Origin of the sequence: Pseudomonas pohangensis (genome assembly GCF_900105995.1) — a bacterium.
Lineage (GTDB): Bacteria > Pseudomonadota > Gammaproteobacteria > Pseudomonadales > Pseudomonadaceae > Aquipseudomonas > Aquipseudomonas pohangensis.
In genome coordinates, this window is sequence record NZ_LT629785.1 from 211,865 (window position 1) to 231,933 (window position 20,069).

At 59.1% G+C, this 20,069-nt stretch carries 23 protein-coding genes and 1 riboswitch; of the genes, 14 read left to right on the top strand and 9 right to left on the bottom strand.

Annotated features, from left to right (window positions below; all coding sequences use genetic code 11):
* Positions 1-3 precede the first annotated feature (3 nt).
* From rpmJ to rplQ, 6 genes are all read left to right on the top strand, one after another.
* On the top strand, positions 4-120 hold the full coding sequence (rpmJ, locus tag BLT89_RS01045; protein WP_090192670.1) for a 50S ribosomal protein L36: 117 nt from the start codon (positions 4-6) through the stop codon (positions 118-120).
* A 131-nt stretch (positions 121-251) separates the two neighbouring features.
* On the top strand, positions 252-608 hold the full coding sequence (gene rpsM, locus BLT89_RS01050) for a 30S ribosomal protein S13 (protein WP_090192671.1): 357 nt from the start codon (positions 252-254) through the stop codon (positions 606-608).
* A gap of 30 nt (positions 609-638) precedes the next feature.
* Positions 639-1,028: a 30S ribosomal protein S11 gene (gene rpsK, locus BLT89_RS01055; RefSeq protein ID WP_090192672.1), complete on the top strand. Its 390-nt coding sequence runs from the start codon at positions 639-641 to the stop codon at positions 1,026-1,028.
* A gap of 16 nt (positions 1,029-1,044) precedes the next feature.
* On the top strand, positions 1,045-1,665 hold the full coding sequence (rpsD, locus tag BLT89_RS01060; protein WP_090192673.1) for a 30S ribosomal protein S4: 621 nt from the start codon (positions 1,045-1,047) through the stop codon (positions 1,663-1,665).
* A gap of 22 nt (positions 1,666-1,687) precedes the next feature.
* Positions 1,688-2,689: a DNA-directed RNA polymerase subunit alpha gene (locus BLT89_RS01065; protein ID WP_090192674.1), complete on the top strand. Its 1,002-nt coding sequence runs from the start codon at positions 1,688-1,690 to the stop codon at positions 2,687-2,689.
* 45 nt (positions 2,690-2,734) lie between these two features.
* Positions 2,735-3,121, top strand: coding sequence for a 50S ribosomal protein L17 (rplQ, locus tag BLT89_RS01070; RefSeq protein WP_090192675.1), 387 nt, complete (start codon positions 2,735-2,737; stop codon positions 3,119-3,121).
* Positions 3,122-3,228: 107 nt separating this feature from the next.
* Here the strand turns inward: rplQ and uvrA are convergent, their stop codons facing one another.
* Positions 3,229-6,060 (bottom strand): excinuclease ABC subunit UvrA, encoded by a 2,832-nt coding sequence (gene uvrA, locus BLT89_RS01075; protein ID WP_090192676.1) that lies wholly within the window; start codon positions 6,058-6,060, stop codon positions 3,229-3,231.
* A gap of 125 nt (positions 6,061-6,185) precedes the next feature.
* On the opposite strand from uvrA, the gene BLT89_RS01080 reads away from it, so the two are divergent.
* Genes BLT89_RS01080 through BLT89_RS01095 form a run of 4 tightly spaced genes read left to right on the top strand, consistent with a single transcriptional unit; the run spans position 6,186 to position 9,919 of the window.
* Complete coding sequence (locus tag BLT89_RS01080; RefSeq protein ID WP_090192677.1) at positions 6,186-7,580, top strand: MFS transporter; 1,395 nt, start codon at positions 6,186-6,188, stop codon at positions 7,578-7,580.
* A 10-nt stretch (positions 7,581-7,590) separates the two neighbouring features.
* Positions 7,591-8,085, top strand: a complete 495-nt coding sequence (locus tag BLT89_RS01085; RefSeq protein ID WP_090192678.1) for a single-stranded DNA-binding protein — start codon at positions 7,591-7,593, stop codon at positions 8,083-8,085.
* A gap of 27 nt (positions 8,086-8,112) precedes the next feature.
* The gene (locus BLT89_RS01090; protein ID WP_090192679.1) at positions 8,113-8,997 is read left to right on the top strand and encodes a sugar nucleotide-binding protein; all 885 of its coding nucleotides are present in this window, start codon (positions 8,113-8,115) and stop codon (positions 8,995-8,997) included.
* Positions 8,990-9,919 (top strand): NAD-dependent epimerase/dehydratase family protein, encoded by a 930-nt coding sequence (locus BLT89_RS01095; protein WP_090192680.1) that lies wholly within the window; start codon positions 8,990-8,992, stop codon positions 9,917-9,919. The genes BLT89_RS01090 and BLT89_RS01095 overlap by 8 nt, the downstream gene beginning before the upstream one ends.
* Before the next feature lie 70 nt (positions 9,920-9,989).
* Here BLT89_RS01095 and BLT89_RS01100 read toward each other — a convergent pair whose 3' ends face one another.
* From BLT89_RS01100 to BLT89_RS01135, 8 genes are all read right to left on the bottom strand, one after another.
* Complete coding sequence (locus BLT89_RS01100) at positions 9,990-10,676, bottom strand: OmpW/AlkL family protein (protein ID WP_090192681.1); 687 nt, start codon at positions 10,674-10,676, stop codon at positions 9,990-9,992.
* Between the two features lie 127 nt (positions 10,677-10,803).
* Positions 10,804-11,316 carry a DUF3299 domain-containing protein gene (locus tag BLT89_RS01105; RefSeq protein ID WP_090192682.1) on the bottom strand — a complete coding sequence of 171 codons (513 nt, stop codon included), beginning with the start codon at positions 11,314-11,316 and terminating at the stop codon, positions 10,804-10,806.
* Between the two features lie 8 nt (positions 11,317-11,324).
* The gene (locus BLT89_RS01110) at positions 11,325-12,587 is read right to left on the bottom strand and encodes an ABC transporter permease (RefSeq protein WP_090192683.1); all 1,263 of its coding nucleotides are present in this window, start codon (positions 12,585-12,587) and stop codon (positions 11,325-11,327) included.
* A 1-nt stretch (position 12,588) separates the two neighbouring features.
* A complete protein-coding gene (locus BLT89_RS01115; RefSeq protein WP_090192684.1) occupies positions 12,589-13,296 on the bottom strand; it encodes an ABC transporter ATP-binding protein in 708 nt (235 codons plus the stop codon).
* A gap of 161 nt (positions 13,297-13,457) precedes the next feature.
* The gene (locus BLT89_RS01120; RefSeq protein ID WP_090192685.1) at positions 13,458-14,036 is read right to left on the bottom strand and encodes a DUF2796 domain-containing protein; all 579 of its coding nucleotides are present in this window, start codon (positions 14,034-14,036) and stop codon (positions 13,458-13,460) included.
* Between the two features lie 108 nt (positions 14,037-14,144).
* Positions 14,145-15,017, bottom strand: coding sequence for a thioredoxin (gene trxA, locus BLT89_RS01125; protein WP_090192686.1), 873 nt, complete (start codon positions 15,015-15,017; stop codon positions 14,145-14,147).
* An 84-nt stretch (positions 15,018-15,101) separates the two neighbouring features.
* The gene (locus BLT89_RS01130; protein ID WP_090192687.1) at positions 15,102-15,755 is read right to left on the bottom strand and encodes a class I SAM-dependent methyltransferase; all 654 of its coding nucleotides are present in this window, start codon (positions 15,753-15,755) and stop codon (positions 15,102-15,104) included.
* Positions 15,752-16,198 carry a hypothetical protein gene (locus BLT89_RS01135; protein WP_090192688.1) on the bottom strand — a complete coding sequence of 149 codons (447 nt, stop codon included), beginning with the start codon at positions 16,196-16,198 and terminating at the stop codon, positions 15,752-15,754. Before BLT89_RS01135 ends, BLT89_RS01130 begins: the two co-directional genes overlap by 4 nt.
* Positions 16,199-16,313: 115 nt before the next feature.
* Here BLT89_RS01135 and nrdR point away from each other — a divergent pair, with 115 nt between their 5' ends.
* The 4 genes from nrdR to ribBA all read left to right on the top strand — a co-directional run bounded on the left by nrdR (position 16,314) and on the right by ribBA (position 20,021).
* Entirely contained in the window at positions 16,314-16,778 is a 465-nt protein-coding gene (gene nrdR, locus BLT89_RS01140; RefSeq protein ID WP_090192689.1) for a transcriptional regulator NrdR, read from the top strand.
* Complete coding sequence (gene ribD / locus BLT89_RS01145) at positions 16,775-17,893, top strand: bifunctional diaminohydroxyphosphoribosylaminopyrimidine deaminase/5-amino-6-(5-phosphoribosylamino)uracil reductase RibD (RefSeq protein WP_090192690.1); 1,119 nt, start codon at positions 16,775-16,777, stop codon at positions 17,891-17,893. The genes nrdR and ribD overlap by 4 nt, the downstream gene beginning before the upstream one ends.
* Positions 17,894-17,958: 65 nt before the next feature.
* A riboswitch (FMN riboswitch) is annotated at positions 17,959-18,120 on the top strand.
* Between the two features lie 115 nt (positions 18,121-18,235).
* Positions 18,236-18,913, top strand: a complete 678-nt coding sequence (locus BLT89_RS01150; protein ID WP_090192691.1) for a riboflavin synthase — start codon at positions 18,236-18,238, stop codon at positions 18,911-18,913.
* A gap of 13 nt (positions 18,914-18,926) precedes the next feature.
* The gene (ribBA, locus tag BLT89_RS01155) at positions 18,927-20,021 is read left to right on the top strand and encodes a bifunctional 3,4-dihydroxy-2-butanone-4-phosphate synthase/GTP cyclohydrolase II (protein WP_090192692.1); all 1,095 of its coding nucleotides are present in this window, start codon (positions 18,927-18,929) and stop codon (positions 20,019-20,021) included.
* The last annotated feature ends 48 nt before the right edge of the window (positions 20,022-20,069 follow it).

Consider the following 20,069-nt stretch of genomic DNA (forward strand, 5'->3'; position numbering starts at 1 on the left):
CTGATGAAAGTTCGTGCATCGGTCAAGAAGATGTGCCGTAACTGCAAGATCGTTCGACGCGAAGGCGTTGTACGCGTGATCTGCAGCACGGAGCCGCGTCACAAGCAGCGCCAAGGCTGAGTGTGAGTTAAGCGTTTGAGCTCGACAGCTAGTGTGCTGTCGGGTTGATTCTTGTTTATTACAGCGCTAAAATCCTGCGCCCTTTTCTTGGCTTCCTGGGCGGAGAATGCTGTCAATTGGAGTTCCACTGAATGGCCCGTATTGCAGGCGTTAACATTCCGGATAACAAACATACTGTTATCTCGCTGACCTACATCTATGGTGTCGGTCGCACAACAGCGCAGAACATCTGTGCTGCAGCCGGGGTAAACCCGGCGGCAAAAATAAAAGATCTGTCTGACGAGCAGGTCGAACTGCTGCGCGGCGAAGTCACCAAGCTCAATGTTGAAGGTGATTTGCGTCGTGAAATCAACATGAACGTCAAGCGTTTGATGGACTTGGGCTGCTACCGCGGTCTGCGTCATCGTCGTGGCTTGCCCGTTCGTGGTCAGCGTACGAAGACTAACGCGCGTACCCGTAAAGGCCCGCGTAAGCCGATCCGCAAGTAATTGCGCCCGCGAATCGACAGGAATTAAGTCATGGCTAAGCCAGCTGCTCGTCCCCGTAAGAAAGTTAAAAAAACAGTTGTTGATGGAATTGCACATGTACATGCATCTTTCAATAACACCATTGTGACCATCACTGACCGTCAGGGTAATGCGCTTTCATGGGCTACCTCCGGCGGATCTGGATTCCGTGGTTCCCGTAAAAGCACCCCGTTTGCTGCGCAGATTGCAGCCGAACGTGCCGGTCAAGCTGCGCTGGAATACGGACTCAAGAATCTCGACGTGAACGTCAAAGGCCCTGGTCCAGGGCGTGAATCCGCTGTGCGTGCTTTGAACGCTTGCGGCTACAAGATCGCTAGCATCACCGATGTGACACCCATCCCGCATAACGGATGCCGTCCTTCGAAAAAGCGTCGCGTGTAATAGGAGACAGTGAAAAATGGCTCGATACATTGGTCCCAAATGCAAACTGTCCCGTCGCGAAGGCACTGATCTCTTTCTGAAGAGCGGTGTTCGTGCGATTGAGTCCAAGTGCAATATCGAAGCGGCTCCCGGCATCCATGGTGCTCGCCGTGGACGCTTGTCCGATTACGGTTTGCAGTTGCGTGAAAAGCAGAAAGTGCGTCGTATCTACGGAGTTCTTGAGCGTCAGTTCAGTGGTTATTACAAAGAAGCTGCCCGTAAAAAAGGTGCTACTGGCGAGAACCTGCTGCAGATTCTTGAATGCCGTCTGGACAACGTCGTATACCGTATGGGTTTTGGTGCTACTCGCGCAGAATCGCGTCAGTTGGTATCCCACAAAACCATCAGCGTTAACGGCAGTACAGTGAACGTGCCTTCGTATCAGGTTAAGCCTGGTGACGTGGTTGCCGTTCGTGAAAAGTCGAAGAACCAACTACGCATTGCCCAGGCACTTGATTTGTGTGTGCAGCGCGGACGTGTTGAATGGGTCGAAGTAGATTCTGAAAAGAAATCTGGTCTGTTCAAGAACGTGCCGGCTCGTAGCGATTTGTCCGCCGACATCAACGAAAACCTGATTGTCGAGCTCTACTCCAAGTAAGGGCTAGAACATAGGTGTATCCATGCAGACTTCGGTAAATGAGTTCCTGACACCCCGTCATATTGATGTTCAGGTTGTCAGTTCGACCCGCGCCAAGATTACTCTCGAGCCTCTCGAGCGTGGTTTTGGGCATACGCTGGGTAACGCGCTACGGCGCATCCTGCTGTCATCAATGCCCGGCTGCGCAGTAGTCGAAGTAGAGATTGATGGTGTCCTGCACGAGTACAGTGCAATTGAGGGCGTACAAGAGGACGTTATCGAGATTCTGTTGAATCTCAAAGGTCTTGCCATCAATTTGCACGGTCGTGACGAAGTCACTTTGAGCCTGGTCAAAAAAGGTTCTGGTGTAGTCACTGCCGCAGATATCCAGCTGGATCATGATGTCGAGATCGTTAATCCCGATCACGTCATTGCGAATCTTGCCAGTAACGGTGCTCTGAGCATGCAGCTCAAGATTTGCCGTGGCCGTGGCTACGAGCCGGCTGATGCGCGTCAGAGCGAAGAAGACGAAACCCGTAGCATTGGTCGTCTTCAGCTTGATGCAACGTTCAGCCCGGTTCGTCGTATTGCCTATGTTGTCGAGAATGCTCGTGTTGAGCAGCGTACCAACCTCGACAAGCTGGTTATTGATCTGGAAACCAATGGCACTCTGGATCCGGAAGAAGCTATTCGCCGTGCAGCGACCATCCTGCAGCAGCAGCTGGCCGCCTTTGTTGACCTCAAGGGAGACATTCAGCCGGTAGCTGTTTCGCAGGAAGACGAGATCGATCCGATCCTGTTGCGCCCTGTGGATGATCTGGAACTGACTGTGCGTTCGGCTAACTGTCTGAAGGCAGAAAACATCTACTACATCGGTGATTTGATTCAGCGTACCGAAGTTGAGTTGTTGAAGACTCCGAACCTGGGCAAGAAGTCTCTGACTGAGATCAAAGACGTTCTCGCTTCCCGTGGTCTGTCGCTCGGTATGCGCCTGGATAACTGGCCACCGGCAAGTCTGAAGAAGGACGATAAGGCTATCGCCTGATCGTCCGTAATCACCGAACCTAAAGTTTGGTAAGGAATTTCAATCATGCGTCATCGTAAAAGTGGCCGTCACCTCAGCCGGACCAGCTCGCATCGCAAGGCTATGTTCCAGAACATGGCGGTGTCGTTGTTCGAGCACGAACTGATTAAAACTACTCTGCCAAAAGCCAAAGAGCTGCGTCGCGTTGCTGAGCCGCTGATCACTTTGGCCAAGGAAGATAACGTTGCCAATCGCCGTCTGGCGTTTGACCGGACTCGCTCGAAAGAGGCAGTTGGTAAACTGTTCAACGATCTGGGTAAGCGCTATGCCACCCGCAATGGTGGTTATCTGCGGATTCTGAAGTGTGGCTTCCGCGCAGGCGATAATGCTCCTATGGCTTATGTTGAACTGGTTGACCGTCCCGTCACTGGTCAGGTTGAAGCTGCAGAGTAAAGTTTTCGCGTTCAATAAAAAGCCGGGCATGCCCGGCTTTTTATTGTCTGAAAAATGACCTTCAGCACCTTGGCCAGGATGCTGCAGGTCGCCAGGCCGGCACTCAGTTAATGTCCGCGTTGCAGGACGTCTTGAAGATAGTGGCCGGTATGTGATTGTGGCAGCGAAGCGACATGCTCCGGTGTTCCGCAGGCAATGATCTGCCCGCCTTTGGATCCGCCCTCTGGCCCGAGATCGACGATCCAGTCGGCCGTTTTGATTACATCCAGATTGTGCTCAATAACCACTACTGTGTTGCCGTGATCACGCAGGCGGTGCAGTACTTCGAGTAGCTGTTTGATGTCGGCAAAATGCAGTCCGGTGGTCGGCTCGTCGAGTATATATAGCGTCTTTCCGGTATCGCGCTTGGACAGTTCACGGGAAAGCTTCACCCGTTGCGCTTCCCCTCCGGACAGGGTGGTCGCGCTCTGTCCCAGCTTGATGTAGGACAGGCCAACATCGATCAGGGTTTGCAGTTTTCGCGCTAGTGCAGGAACAGCATCAAAGAAGCTCCGCGCCTCCTCTATGGTCATGTCGAGAACTTCGGTAATGCTCTTGCCCTTGTACTTTACTTCCAGCGTTTCGCGGTTATAGCGTTTGCTTTTGCAGGTATCGCAGGCCACATAAATATCTGGCAGGAAGTGCATTTCTACTTTGATGACGCCATCGCCCTGGCATGCCTCGCAGCGGCCGCCCTTGACGTTGAAAGAAAAGCGCCCGGGACCATAACCGCGGGAACGCGCCTCAGGGACGCTGGAAAATAGTTCGCGAATCGGAGTGAAAAGCCCCGTGTAGGTCGCCGGATTGGAGCGTGGTGTGCGGCCAATGGGGCTCTGATCTATATCCACTACCTTGTCCAGATGCTGCAAGCCATCAAAGGAAAGGTAGGGAGCTGCCTCAAGAGTAGTGGCGCCATTCAAGGCTGTAGCGGTAATCGGGTAAAGGGTGTTGTTGATCAGTGTTGACTTGCCTGAGCCGGAGACTCCGGTGATGCAGGTGAGCAAGCCGGCCGGAATTTCCAGATCGACGTTACGCAGGTTATTTCCGCTTGCGCCTTTCAGGCTGAGCAGTTTGTCGGGATTACAGCTTGTGCGCGATGCAGGTAATTCAATCCGCTCACGTCCCGAAAGGTACTTTCCGGTTAACGAGTCAGGGTGATTCATCACTTCGGTTGGGGTACCTTCCGCGACTATCCTGCCGCCGTGGACGCCAGCGCCGGGGCCTATGTCGACCACGTAGTCTGCCAGGCGGATGGCATCTTCATCGTGTTCCACCACTATTACCGTATTGCCGATATCGCGCAGGTGAGTAAGGGTGCCGAGCAGTCGTTCATTGTCTCGCTGGTGCAGGCCGATAGAGGGCTCATCGAGGATGTACATGACGCCAACCAGTCCAGCACCTATCTGACTGGCCAGACGGATCCGCTGTGCTTCACCGCCCGAGAGCGTGTCCGCACTGCGATCCAGAGTCAGATAATCCAGACCGACATTGACCAGGAATTGCAGCCTTTGGCGGATTTCCTTGAGAATTTTGTCGGCAATTTCGCCGCGGCGGCCGGGCAAAGTGAGACTGGCAAAGTAATCGCAGGCATCGCCGACAGGAAAGCCGGAGACTTCTGGCAGGGTGCGTTCGCCCACCCAGACGTGACGTGCCTCGCGGCGCAGGCGTGCGCCGTGGCAGTCCGGGCATGGTTGCGTGCTGAGATACTTGCTCAGTTCCTCGCGAACCGTCGGCGACTCGGTTTCCCGATAGCGGCGTTCCAGGTTGGGCACAATGCCTTCAAAGGGATGTGAACGCTTGACGATATCGCCGCGGTCATTCAGGTAACGGAATTCAATATTGTCTTTGCCCGAGCCGTGCAACACGCTTTTCTGGTGCGCCGGGCTCAATTCGCCAAAAGGTGTGTCGAGGCTGAAAGCATAATGCTCGGCGAGGGATGTGAGCATCTGGAAGTAGTACAGATTGCGCCGGTCCCAGCCGCGAATAGCCCCTTCGGCAAGGGTCAGATCACTGTTTACCAGACGGCGGGTATCAAAAAACTGCTTGACCCCGAGGCCGTCGCAGGCCGGACAGGCGCCAGCCGGGTTGTTGAAAGAGAACAGTTTTGGCTCGAGTTCGCTGATCGAATGGCCGCATTGCGGGCAGGCGAAGCGCGCAGAGAAGATGATTTCCTCGCCCGCACCGTCATCCATTGGCGCAATCAACGCCAGGCCGTCAGTAAGTTTCAGCGCGGTTTCAAATGACTCGGCCAGCCGCTGCTGCAGATCGGCGCGCACCTTGAAGCGGTCCACGACAACGTCAATGGAGTGCTTTTTCTGTTTGTCGAGGGTGGGTAGTTCATCCAGTTCGCAAATTGTGCCGTTGACCCGGGCGCGAACAAAACCCTGTGCGCGCATTTCTTCAAATACCGCCAGATGTTCACCTTTGCGCTCGCGAATGATCGGTGCCAGCAACATCAGTTTGCTGCCTTCAGGCAGGGCCAGTACCTGATCGACCATCTGGCTGACTGTTTGCGCCTCCAGTGGCAAGTCGTGGTCCGGGCAGCGCGGTATCCCGGCGCGGGCGTAGAGCAGGCGCAGGTAGTCGTAAATTTCGGTAATGGTGCCGACAGTCGAGCGCGGATTGTGTGAGGTGGATTTCTGCTCGATGGAGATGGCCGGGGAGAGCCCCTCTATGGTATCGACGTCGGGTTTTTCCATCATCGAAAGAAATTGCCGGGCGTAGGCCGACAGTGATTCGACATAGCGTCGCTGCCCTTCAGCGTAGAGCGTGTCAAAGGCCAGCGAGGACTTGCCAGATCCGGACAGGCCGGTGATGACGATCAGCTTGTCACGCGGGAGCGTAAGGTCGATGTTTTTCAGATTGTGGGTGCGAGCCCCGCGGATCAGTATCTTGTCCAAAGCATGCCTCGAGCGGCGAGCGTAAACCGGCAAGTATACGGGCGTGGCCGGACTTGCGGCAAAGTGCGCCTGTGACAGCGTCTTGCAGGCTGCTAGAATCGCCGCTTCCTGAATTGGGTGCAGCTATGCTTGATCTTCACGGCGAACACATGAATGTTCGAGAAACCCGCGCCGTTGTTGGCCTTGCGCTGGTTTACGCGTTTCGTATGCTAGGCATGTTCATGGTGCTGCCGGTGCTGGCTACCTATGGACAGGACCTCGCAGGCGCCACCCCGTTCCTGATCGGTGTGGCGATCGGCGCTTACGGTCTGACCCAGGCACTTCTGCAGATTCCGTTTGGCACCTTGTCGGATCGTATTGGCCGGATGCCGGTGATTATTGTCGGGCTGCTGGTTTTTGCCGCGGGAGCGGCCTTGGCTGCCGAGGCTGACTCGATCTGGGGGGTGATTGCCGGTCGAGTACTGCAAGGTGCAGGCGCCATTTCAGCTGCAGTGATGGCTTTGTTATCAGACCTGACCCGGGAGCAGCATCGCACCAAGGCCATGGCGGTGATCGGCATGAGCATTGGCTTGTCGTTTGCGGTGGCAATGGTCGTCGGCCCGCTGGTGACCCGTGCCTTCGGCCTTTCCGGCCTGTTCTGGCTGACTACCGGCATGGCCTTGCTTGGCCTGCTGGTTATCCTGCTGGTAGTGCCGCGTGCCTCCCGTACGCTGGCTCATCGCGAATCGAGTGTTGCCCGGCAATCGCTGGGAATAACCCTGAAAAATCCTGAACTGTTCCGGCTGAATATCGGTATCGGTGTCCTGCACGCCATTTTGATGGCCAGTTTCGTGGCATTGCCACTGGCGCTGGTCGATCTCGGCGGACTACCCAAGGAGCAGCATTGGTGGGTGTATCTCACGGCGTTGCTGGTCGGTTTTTGCGGCATGGTTCCGTTCATCATTTATGGCGAGAAAAAGCGCCAGATGAAACGTGTACTGGTCGGCGCAGTCAGCATGCTGCTGTTGTGTGAGCTGTTCTTCTGGCAGTTCGGCACCAGTCTGCACGCGCTGGTGCTGGGTAATGTGCTGTTTTTCGCCGCCTTCAACCTGCTGGAGGCCACACTGCCGTCACTGGTGAGCAAAATAGCCCCGGCAGGAGGCAAGGGCACGGCCATGGGGATTTATTCAACCAGCCAGTTTCTTGGTGCCGCTCTGGGTGGCATGCTCGGCGGCTGGCTTTACCAGCAGGGCAGTCTCGATGCGGTATTCATCGGTTGCGCGCTGCTCGCGCTTCTCTGGCTGGGCTTTGCTGCTACTATGCGAGAGCCGCCTTATGTGACCAGCCTGCGTCATCCGTTGAGCGCTGCGGGGTTAGCCGATCCGGGTTTGAACGCACGGATTCTGGCAGTTCCCGGCGTTACCGACGCCATTGTGGTGAACGAAGAAGCTGCTTTATACATCAAGGTAGACACCCAACAACTGGACCGTGCATGGCTTGAGCGGGAGCTCGAAGAGGCGCCGGTTACGCAATCAGCCTAGGAGAACGAAAATGGCCCGTGGGGTAAATAAAGTCATACTGATCGGTAATGTTGGCGGTGATCCGGAAACCCGTTACATGCCAAATGGCAACGCGATTACCAATATCACCCTGGCAACTACCGACAGCTGGAAAGACAAGCAGACAGGCCAGCAGCAGGAGCGCACCGAGTGGCACCGCGTGGTGTTTTTCGGCAAGGTTGCAGAAATCGCCGGCGAGTACCTGCGCAAAGGCTCGCAATGCTATATCGAAGGCCGTCTGCAAACCCGTGAGTGGGAGAAGGACGGGGTCAAGCGCTATACCACCGAGATCGTGGTGGACATGAATGGCAGCATGCAATTGCTTGGCAGCCGTGGCGGCAACGCGGATGATGCGCCGCGCGCTTCACGCCCTGCGGCTACAGCGCAACGTCCCCAGCAGAATGAATCGCGTGCAACGGCTCAGCCGGCATCTGCCCAGCCTGCGCCTGCCGATTACGACAGCTTCGACGACGACATTCCGTTCTAACCAGTTCGGCAACGACGGAAACCACACATGCATATGCGTTTGCTGCTGCTGGGCGGGGGAAGTGCTCTCGGGCAATCCCTGATCCGTCAGGGCGCTGAAGAGGGCATCAGCTTTCTCGCACCAAGACCGCCGGAGAGTGGCTGGGATGCCTCCAGCCTGACGCAGCTGATGGATGAAACCCGTCCGGATGTGGTGGTCAACCTGGCCTACTACTTTGACTGGTTCCAGAGCGACGCGGTTGACGAGGAGCGCTTTGCATTCCAGCAGCGCGCGGTAGAGCGCTTGGCCGGGCTGTGTAATCACCATGGTGCCATTCTGCTGCAGCCGACCAGTTATCGTGTGTTTGATGGTGCACGGGCAACTGCGTATAGCGAAAAGGATGAACCGGCCCCCTGGGGGCGTCGCGGGCAGGCACTGCTGCGAATAGAGCAAGGTGTACGCGCCATGTGCTCCCGGCACGTGCTGTTGCGCTTTGGCTGGCTGCTGGATGATAGTCCCGGCGGCGCACTTGATCGCTTTCTGCGGCATTCGGCCAAGACGAGTGAAATGCGCCTGGCGGATGACCGACGCGGCAACCCGACACTGGTGGATGACGCAGCCAGAGTCATGCTCGCGGTACTCAAGCAGCTGGACTGTCAGGCACCCCTGTGGGGCACCTATCACTACGGTGGCCATGAGGCGACAACCCAGGTGCTGCTCGCAGAAAGCATTCTGACCGAGGCCCGCACCCTGTGCAGTCTGAAAGCCGAAAGAGTGCTTGCGCAGCCGCACGCCGAGCGCGCTTCAGCCGAGAACGAGCCGCAATATGCGGTACTGTCCTGTAAAAAAATCCTGCATACCTTTGGTGTCAAGCCGCGGGCCTGGCGCAGCGGTCTGCACGCCCTGATAGAACGGTATTACCGGCATGTCTGATGCCCCGGTACTGATCACCGGCGGTGCCGGTTTTATTGGCTCGCATCTGGCTGACGCGTTGCTGGCGCAAGGCATTCGTGTGCGGGTACTGGATAACTTCTCCACCGGCAAGCGCACGAATCTGGCTCTGGATAATCCCGCCCTCGAGCTGGTCGAGGGTGATGTTGCCAATGCCCTCCAGGTTAGCGAGGCGGTTGCCGGTTGCCGTGCGGTGGCACACCTGGCCGCAGTCGCATCAGTGCAGGCCTCGGTAGAAGATCCGGTAGCAACCCACCAGAGCAATTTCATCGGCACGCTGAATCTCTGTGAAGCCATGCGCACGCATGGGGTCAGGCGTGTGCTGTTTGCTTCCAGCGCCGCCGTGTATGGCAACAATGGCGAGGGCGTGGCGATTGACGAGGACACACCGCTGGCGCCTTTGACGCCTTACGCTGCGGACAAGCTGGCGAGCGAGCACTATCTGGATTTTTACCGACGCCGGCATGGCCTGGAGCCTGCGGTGTTCCGGTTCTTCAACATCTTCGGCCCGCGTCAGGATCCTTCTTCGCCCTATTCCGGGGTGATCAGCATCTTTACCGAACGGGCCCGGGCCGGTCTGCCGATCACCCTGTTTGGTGATGGTGAGCAAACGCGTGACTTTGTCTATGTGGCGGATCTGGTTGCGGTGCTGGTGCAGGCGCTGCTGAAGCCGCAGGTCTCGGTCGGCGCGGTGAATGTTGGTCTGGGACAGTCCACCAGCCTGCTGCAGTTGCTGGCGGCTATCGAGGGGTTGCTGGGTAGCCTGCCGACGATTACCCATGTTCAGGCGCGGCACGGTGATATCCGCCATTCGCGGGCAGATAACCGTCGTTTGCTGGAGCGCTACGCGTTGCCGGTGCCGACCACTTTGGCCGCAGGTTTGCAGCAATTGTTGGCGCGTTGATTTAACGCTTTTCTGTCGCCTGAAATGCAACAGGCGCCTTGCGGCGCCTGTGCGGTGATGCGTGCGGCTATCAGAACTTGTAGCCCACGCCGAGCATGTAAACCCAAGGATCGATAGTGACATCGACAGAAGTTTTGCTGTATGTGCCGCCGAGAGTGTTGTTGTCCATGTTGGCTTGTGTATCGATATCGATATACCAGACCGCAGCGTTGAGCAGTACGTTGTCGGTAATCAGGTAATCAACGCCAAGCTGGCCTGCCAGGCCCCAGGAAGAATCAAGTTCCAGGTTTTCAAATCCGAGAGCTTCATACTGCGAGCTGAGGTCTTCATCGAAAAAATTGGTGTAGTTCACGCCAATGCCGGCGTATGGCTGCAGCTTGGATTTCGGATCCATCGGGTAATACTGCAGCGACAGGGTCGGCGGCAGATGGGAAACATCGGCAATCTTGCCATTCAGCGGGCCGATGCTGTTCTTCATTTTGACTTCATGGGTGAACGGAGTGGCAGCCAGCAGTTCGAGGCCGAGGTGATCCTGCAGCATGTAGGCGAAAGTCAGGCCCAGCTGGGTATCGCTGTCAACGGTTACATCGCCTGGCAGATTGCCCAGTGCGGTGTTGAAAAGATTCGAGCTGTTATCGTTGGGGCTAACAGTTGCAGCACCGGCACGAACAATCACATCCCCCTGCTGGTAGGCATTGGCCAGCGGTGAAACCAGTGCTGCGGCGAGCAGCGAAACAGCGAAATACGACTTGCGCATGGTGAACTCCAGATGAGTCATTAGAATAAGTTGGCGGAAATGATACTAAATGCTTCCGCCGCCCAATATTTTGACTCAGCTCAAAGGAACGTCACCGGCCAGCGCATATCCGGGTGCGCTGATCAGGCTATTGCTGGTAGGCATAGACCTCATCAGCAGTCATCAGGTAACCGGCATCTGCCAGCTCACTGCTGGAGCTTTCCACCTTGAGCGGCCCCTGGATCCAGAACGGTTCGTAAAGTGCATCCATCTCGACGCCTTTGGGGTACTTGACCAGAACAATCTGGTTGGAGGGTGGTGGTGGTACATGGATGCAGGCGCCAAAGTAGGGAACCAGCAGGAACTCGGTGACCTTGCCGTCATCGGTCACATCCAGCGGCACGATATAACCGGGAAGTTTCACCACTTGGTCGTTCAAGGCCGGAACTACCGGCGCCGCAGGCGATTGCTGTGTTGCGGCAGGTGCGGATTCCGCAGAAAGGACATCCGCCAGCTTGGACAGATCATGGATAGGTGCGTCTGATGTTTCCTGAAGCGGAGCATCGGGCGGAATCATTTCGCTCCAGGTCAGCTCACGCACCTCTGCCGCCCATGTCGGTGTGACGCTCAGAAACAGCAGGGCAAGCAGGTAGCGGCGCATGGGTAACCTCACAGGCGAATGGACAGGCCGTCGGACAGAGACTGCCGGTAGGCGCGCCAGGCCGGCACGCTGCCCATCAGCAGGGCGGCTGCAAGGATAGCGCCAAGCAGCGACCACTCATAGCTGCCGGGCAGGCTCAGTGGCAGATACAGCCCGTAGTTGGCTTGTACGTAACCCTGGCTGGCGGCAATGCCCAGATACAGCAACAACAGGCCGAGCAGCACACCGGCGCAGGCCAGGCTGAACGCTTCCAGCACCAGCAGGCTGGCGATATGCCAGGGCCTGGCGCCCACCGAACGCAGGATGGCCATTTCCCGGCGGCGCTCGTTGAGGCTGGTGAGGATTGCCGTGAGCATGCCGATCAGTCCGGTCAGCACGACAAACAGCGATACGACGAACAGCGCTTTTTCTGCGGTGCCCATCAGACTCCAGAGCTCCTGCAGGGCCACGCCCGGGAGAATCGCCTGCAAGGGTTCGCCGCTATATTCGTTGATCTGCCGTTGCAGGGCGAAGGTGGCGATCTTGCTGTTCAGGCCCAGCAACACGGCAGTGATGGCCTTGGGTTGCAGATTCAGTTCGCGTGCCTGCTCAGCGCTGATGCGTCCGCCTCCCTGAGCGGGGGCGCCATTTTTCCAGTCCACATGCAATGCTTCGATGCCGCCCAGGGATATATGCAGCGTGCGATCTACCGGAGTGCCGGTGCGGGCCAGAATGCCGCTGACGCGAAACGGCTTGTCGTCATGCTTGCTCAGGCTGACCTGGCTGACGCCGTGCGCCAGTACTATCTGGTCGCCAATCTTGTAATGCAGTGCGCTGGCAACCTCGGCGCCGAGCACGACGTCAAACAGGTCCGCGAAAGGCCGGCCCTCGGCCAGCTGTAATGCTTGCCCGCGGCCATAATGGTAATGCTCGAAATAGCTGCTGTCGGTACCCATGACCCGGTAACCACGGTGCGAGTCGCCAAGGGAGATCGGGATGGCCCATTTGACCTTGGGGTTATCCACCAGCCATTCATAACTGCTCCAGCGAATGTTGTTGGTGGCATTGCCGATGCGGAATACCGAGTAGAGCAGCAGATTGACCGAGCCCGAGCGCGCGCCGACGATCAGGTCGGTGCCGCTGATGGTGCTGGCAAAGCTGCTGCGCGCTTCGCTGCGTACACGCTCCACGGCGAGCAGCAGGCAGACCGACAGGGCTATGGCCAGCACGGTCAGCAGGGCGGTGAAGCGGCGATTGTTCAGGCTGGCCAGAGCCAGGCGCAAAAGGTACATGTCACAGCTCCGGTGCAGGGGTGGCGCGATTGAGTTCGCTGAGCGACACGCTGCGGTCGAACAAGGGCGCCAGACTCTGGTCATGACTGACAAACAGCAGACTGGAGCCGGCTTCGCGGCACTCGGCAAACAGCAGCTGGATGAAGGCTTCACGGCTGTCACTATCCAGCGCCGAGGTGGGTTCGTCGGCAATCACCAGTTCCGGTTGGCCGATCAGTGCGCGGGCTGCAGCTACCCGTTGCTGCTGGCCTATCGACAAGGCATCGGCACGGCGGCTGAGCAATTCGCTGCGGATGCCCAGATGCCCGAGCAGTTGGGTCGCCGCCTGTTCGATGCTGCCATGGCGCTTGCTGGCCCGTTGCGCGCGGGTAGTGGAGAAACGGCAAGGCAACAGGACATTTTCCAGTACCGGCAAAAACGGCAGCAGATTGAATTGCTGAAAGATGTAGCCGGTATGGTCGACCCGGAAATGATCGCGCGCGCTGGATGACAGCTTGCCCAGATCCGTGCCGAGCAGGCTTACCCGGCCACGACCGGGTTGCTGTACGCCACCCAGCAGACCCAGCAGGGTGGTTTTTCCGCTGCCACTTGGCCCCTTGAGAAACAGGCTCTCTCCGGGCTGCAGCTGGAAGTCCGGAATATCGAGAAGTTCGGGCTGGCCGGGCCAGGCAAAGCCCAGGTTGCTGAGGTCAATGAGAGCTGAGGGCATACAGGGCTGTTGATCCTATGACTTCGGCACGCAAGCAGACGTGTCGTCGGGATACGGGTGAGCTCGGGGTTGCAGAGAGCGATCAGCCGCCGCGGGAGTCAATCCGTCGACGGGCTAATGCCTGCGGCGAGTTTAGCTGGCGCCGCGTGTGCTCGTCCTGCTCAGAAATCCATGGCTGGCGAAGCCGGAGTCAGTTCGGCACCTTTCTGGCCGCTTGGCGCAATGAGTTGCACCTGCACTTTGCTGGTGCCCGGGAATTGCTGGAAGAATGGCGCAAGGCTCAGCGTGGTCAGTGCTTCCGGTTTGCTGCAGGTGAGCGCGTATTCTGCATCAATGTCACTGTGGCTTTCGCCCTTGGCATCGGCATGCATTTCGTCATGGTCGTCATGGTCGTCATGGTCGTCATGACCGAACAGCGGACTTTCCACATCGGTCGCCTGTACCACACAGCCGGCTGCGGCTGGCAGGGAGAACAACGTCAGCGGTTTTTCCAGTGCTGCCCGTGCGGCAGACACTGTTGCTTGGTCTGCGTCGCTACTGGCGGCATGTTCGAAACCGACGATATTCATTGCCGGGCTTTCCAGTTCGATTTCCAGCTGGTTGCCTTCAAGCGCCAGATTCAGTGTGGACATGCCATGTTCATGCTTGTCGAGGCTGCCGTGCTCATGCGCGTGGTCGTCTGCGTGGGCGAGGGACAGTGGCAGAAGGGTAAATGGCAGGGCGAGTATCAGTTTGCGCATGGGTCAGGCTCCGCTTGGCGAAAAACGTTACTTTATAACCTTGCACGCAAAAATGGCAAGCTCTTCCCGGCAACGCCGGATGTTGGCACGTGGTGCGCTGCCGCTCGTTCAATACAGCGCCTGATAGAGTTTGCGCCGGTATAGCGTCACCAGTGGGTCCGCGTTACCCAGCAGATCGAAAACCTGCAGCAGGGTTTTGTGCGGCAGACCATCGGCATAATTGCGATTGCGCACGAACAAACCCAGCAAGGCTTCCAGCGCCGTTTCGTACTGCTGGCGGGCCAGTTGATAAATGGCCAGCTGGTAAGCCGCTTCGTCATCCTCGCTGTTTTTTGCCAGGCGTGACTTGAGCAGGGCAACTTCGGGCAGGTCGACGACCTGGCGCATAAACGTCAGTTGTGCGCGGGCACCGGCAAGCGCCTGCTTGTGGTCATCGCCCTTGACGGCATTCAGCAGGGTCTCGGCTTCGCCCAGTTCGCCGCGCTCGGCCAGGCAGCGGGCATAGAGAATCAGCGCGCCGGCATGTTGGTTATCTTCCGCGAGCAGGGCTTTCAGTTGTGCCTCCGCTTCGGCAAAGCGTCCTTCGCTGAACAGCGTCTGGGCGCTCTCCATCGGATCGGCCGCTTCCGGCGCAGGCTCGGCCACGTGCGGTTGCAGCATGCTGCGGATGCCGGATTCCGGCTGCGCGCCGCTGAAGCCGTCAACCGGCTGGCCATTCTTGAACAGCACCACGGTGGGCAGGCTGCGAATGCCGAAACGGGCGACGATCTCCTGTTCGATATCGCAGTTGATCTTGGCCAGCAGCAGTTCGCCGCGATAGCTCTCGGTGATCTGCGCCAGCAGCGGCATCAGCGCTTTGCAGGGCGCACACCACTCGGCCCAGAAATCCACCAGCACGGGTTTGTGAAAGGAATTCTCGATGACCAGTTGTTCAAAACTGGCGCTGCCGGAGACGTCAAATATATAAGGGCTGTCGCTCATGCGGATTCTCGTGGTACGGGGACATTGGGACTATAGATGCGGGCGCCGTCTGCCGGATACAAGTGCCGTGAATCCGGTGCAGCTTCAGCGCTGTGCACGATAAAGACTGACCCGGCGAAACTCGGCAGGTTCACCGAGGTCGGGCCAGGTTTTTGCCTCGAGCAGGGCGAGCCTGGAGTAGCGCGGATGTTCGAAGTCCCTGACCCGTGAATCAGCCACCAGCACTTCCCGGCCGCGGCTGGGAAAGTGCTCGAGCAGTGGCAGGTTGGCACGGTCGTACAGAACATCGGCGACGATGATCAGGTCGAAGCGATCCTCTTCGGCAAAGAAGTCGCCGGAATAACCAAGGGTTACCTGATTCAGCGCGGCATTGGCGCGGCAGGCAGCCAGCGCCAGCGGGTCAAGGTCGCAGGCGACCACCTCGGTGGCGCCGGCCTTTGCTGCGGCGATGGCCACCACCCCGGAACCACTGCCGAAATCGAGTACGCGTTTGCCGCGCACGCGCTGCGGGTTGTCGGCAATCCAGCGCGCCAGTGCCAGGCCGCTGGCCCAACAAAAGCACCAATAGGGCGGCTCGGCCAGAATGCGCCGGGTTTCATCCGCGTCAAAGGCGCGCTGCATATTGTCGATGTCGATCAGCCAGAGCTGCAGATCACATTCAGGCAGTTGCTGCACGCTAAGCCGCGCATCCCCCAGCAGCAGTTGCAGGGGCTGGAGCAGGCTCGGCGGCGCGCTCATGGCGCGGCAACCAGCTGCAGCGCACCTAGATCAGAATTCAGTTCAGGCCGGATGAACTGGCCTGGCAGGCGTTGTACCAGCCTGCCGGAAACGCTGACGCGGGCGCGCAGTTGCAGGCGCAGGTCTGCCGGCGCTGCATCCATGGCAACACTCAGCGCGAACGGCAGGGCCTGGCCGGTGCCGCTCAGGGTCAGACTTGTCAGCAGTTCGCGCGGATGCCCCTGGGCATCGACCAGCACCACGGCCAGTTCGACCACGCTGCCGGGTGCCGGTGTCAGCAAGGCGCCACTGAGCTGGTGCAAATTTGCCGATAGTTCGGGCGTTGGCGGCGAGGTTTCGCGTACGGGCTGTTTTGCCGGCGTCGGGGCTGGCTGGTGATCTGCCGGCGGGCTTGCGCAGCCAGACAACAGGCAAGCGAGCAGTATCAGGGGCAAAGGGCGCATGGCAAAGTCCTGCGGTGTTGTGCGTAACGGGCGCCTGTATAGCGCAAAGTGGCTGGCTTGTCTTGCTGGCGTGATGCGCTCTACCATGAAGCCCCGTTTCCGGTAGTAAGCAGCCATGCATTGTCCCTTCTGTGGTGCACATGACACCAAGGTTATCGACTCGAGACTGGTTGCCGAGGGTGATCAGGTGCGTCGCCGGCGTGAGTGCATGGCTTGCATGGAGCGCTTCACCACCTTCGAAACCGCCGAGCTGGTCATGCCGCGCCTGATCAAGACCGACGGCAGCCGCCAGCCCTTCGATGAAGACAAGCTGCGTGCCGGCATGCAGCGCGCGCTGGAAAAGCGTCCGGTGAGTGTCGAGCGGCTGGAAGAAGCGATCGTGCATATCAAGCACCAGCTGCGCGCCACCGGTGAGCGCGAAATCAAGTCGCGGGTGCTTGGCGAGCTGGTAATGGTCGAATTGCAGAAGCTCGATGAAGTGGCCTACATCCGCTTTGCCTCGGTGTACCGGCGCTTCCAGGATCTCAACGAGTTCCGCGAGGAAATCGACCGCCTGTCGCGCGAGCCGTCCAAGCAATGAGCCAGGCCGATCAGGCCTGCATGGCCCGCGCACTGCAGCTGGCGCGCAAGGGGCTGTATTCCACCCATCCCAATCCGCGGGTGGGCTGTGTGATCGTGCGTGACGGACAGATTGTCGGCGAGGGCTGGCATGTGCGCGCCGGTGAGCCGCACGCCGAGGTGCATGCGTTGCGTCAGGCCGGGCCGTTGGCCCGGGGTGCAACCGCCTATGTGACGCTGGAGCCCTGCAGTCACCACGGACGTACGCCACCCTGCGCCGATGCGCTGATCGCCGCCGGTGTTGCGCGGGTGGTGGTAGCCATGCAGGACCCCAACCCGCAAGTGGCAGGCGCTGGTCTGCAGCGCCTGGCGCAGGCCGGTATCGAGGTACAGGTTGGTGTGCTGGAAGGCGAGGCGCGCAGTCTGAATGCCGGCTTTATCAAACGCATGCAGCACGGCTTGCCGTTTGTCCGGGTCAAACTGGCGATGAGCCTGGATGGCCGTACGGCCATGGCCAGCGGTGAAAGCCAGTGGATTACCGGCCCCGCTGCGCGCTCGGCGGTACAGCGCTTGCGCGCAGGCTCCAGCGTGGTCATCAGTGGTGCGGACACTGTAATGGCGGATGGGGCGCGCTTGACCGTACGTGCAGAAGAGCTGGGACTGGATGCCGAACTTGCCGCGCTGGCAATGAGTCGCCCGCCGCTCCGGGTGCTGGTCGATGGCCGTTTGCGCGTGCCGGCGGCTGCGTCTTTCTATCAGGCCGGCAAGGCGCTGACAGCAACCTGTGCGCCAGTCTCTGCGCAGCAACCCCTGCTTGACGATGGCCACCAAGTGTTGGCAATTCCCGGCAGTGATGGCCATGTCGACCTGCACCGGTTGCTCAGTGAGCTGGCCGGGCGCGGCGCCAATGAGGTGCTGGTCGAGGCCGGGCCAACGCTGGCCGGGGCCTTTGCCCGCGCCGGGCTGGTGGATGAATACCAGCTGTTCATGGCCGCCAGATTTCTCGGCAGCAGCGCCCGGCCCTTGCTGGATTGGCCGCTGCAGCAGATGGCCGAGGCGCCGCAGCTGAAAATCATTGAAATGCGCGCGGTGGGTGACGACTGGCGAATCATCGCGGTGCCGCAGATTCAGGGCTGAATCTGCCGTCAGCGGTGCGTGGCTGCGCCTTTTGTGGTAAAAAGTGCGGGTCTTGCGAGAGACCAGAACGTTCTCAGGGCGGGGTGAAATTCCCCACCGGCGGTAATTCTGCGCAATGCAGATAGCCCGCGAGCGCTTGTGCGCTTCCTTCGGGAGGCAAGCAAGGTCAGCAGACCCGGTGTGATTCCGGGGCCGACGGTTAGAGTCCGGATAAAGAGAGAGCGGGATAACCCCATCGGGCGTTTGTGCGCCCGTGTGAAATCCCTTTCGATCAAGCCCTGTTTTTAACCGAAACAGGAGTTCGACCATGTTTATCACTGCGATCTGTGACCGGGAGGCGGCATGTTCACCGGCATAATCGAGGCAATCGGCAAAATTCGTGCGCTCAGCCCCAAGGGTGGCGATGTGCGCGTGCACGTGGAAACTGGCAAGCTCGATCTTGCCGATGTAAAACTGGGCGACAGCATTGCCGTGAATGGCGTCTGTCTGACGGCGGTTGCGTTGCCGGGTAACGGTTTCTGGGCGGATGTCAGCCGCGAGACGCTAGCCTGCTCGGCGTTCAGCGATCTGAAAGTCGGCAGCCGGGTAAATCTGGAAAAAGCCCTTACCCCCAGCAGTCGTCTGGGCGGGCACCTGGTCAGCGGGCATGTCGACGGTGTTGGCGAAGTGGTGGCGCGCGAGGAAAATGCCCGCGCCGTGCAGTTTCGCCTCCGCGCCCCGCGCGAGCTGGCCAAATACATTGCGCTCAAGGGCTCGATCACCGTGGACGGCACCAGCCTGACGGTGAATGGCGTGAATGGCGCCGAATTCGAGCTGACCATCGTGCCGCACACGCTCAGCGAAACCGTCATGGCGGAGTATCAGCCGGGACGCAAGGTCAATCTGGAAGTCGATCTGCTGGCGCGTTACCTGGAGCGCCTGCTGCTCGGCGACCAGGCCGCCGAAAGCAAGTCTGCGGGCCTCAGCGAAAGCTTTCTGGCCGCCCATGGTTATATGAATCATGGCTCTCTGAAGAATTAAGGAAACTGCCCACATGGCACTCAACAGCATCAAAGAGCTGATCGAAGATATCCGCGCCGGCAAGATGGTCATCCTGATGGATGACGAAGATCGCGAAAACGAAGGTGATCTGATCATCGCCTCGGAATGCGTGACCGCCGAGCACATCAATTTCATGGCCAAGCATGCGCGTGGGCTGATCTGCATGCCGATGACCCGCGAGCGCTGTGAAACGCTCAAGCTGCCTCTGATGGCGGCGCGCAACGGTTCCGGCTTCGGCACCAAGTTCACCGTATCCATCGAGGCGGCCACCGGTGTCACCACCGGTATCTCGGCGGCCGACCGGGCGCGCACGGTGCAGGCGGCCGTGGCCAGAGAGGCGGTTGCCGATGACATCGTCAGCCCGGGCCACGTGTTCCCGCTGATGGCCCAGCCCGGTGGGGTACTGGCCCGCGCCGGGCATACCGAGGCCGCCTGCGATCTGGCGCGCATGGGCGGTTTCGAGGCCTCCGGGGTGATCTGCGAAATCATGAATGACGACGGCAGTATGGCGCGTCGCCCCGAACTCGAAGTGTTTGCCGCTGCCCATGACCTGAAGATCGGCACCATCGCCGACCTGATCCACTACCGGCTGATCCATGAACGCACCGTGCAGCGGGTCAGTGAGCAGCAGCTGGACAGCGAACTGGGCAGCTTCAATCTGGTGACCTACCGCGATGCGGTGGAAGGTGACGTGCACATGGCGCTGACCCTCGGCAGCATCTGCGGCGAAGAGCCGACGCTGGTGCGCGTGCACAACATGGACCCGCTGCGCGACCTGTTCATGGTCAAACAGCCGGGGCGCTGGAGCCTGCGCGCGGCGATGGCGGAAGTAGCCAGTGCCGGCAGCGGCGTGGTGCTGTTGCTGGGCAATCCGATCAATGGTCCGGAATTGCTGGCGCATCTGGATCGTCAGCTGGGTCAGGACAGCAAGCCGGCAACCCCGGCGACGTACAGCACGGTGGGTGCCGGTTCACAGATATTGCGTGACCTCGGCGTGCGCAAGATGCGCCTGATGAGTTCGCCGATGAAGTTCAATGCCATATCGGGGTTTGATCTGGAGGTAGTAGAATACCTGCCCGCCGAATAGTGCCACTGGCCGAAAATCGACTTAAATTCACCAGGCGTGCATTTCGCG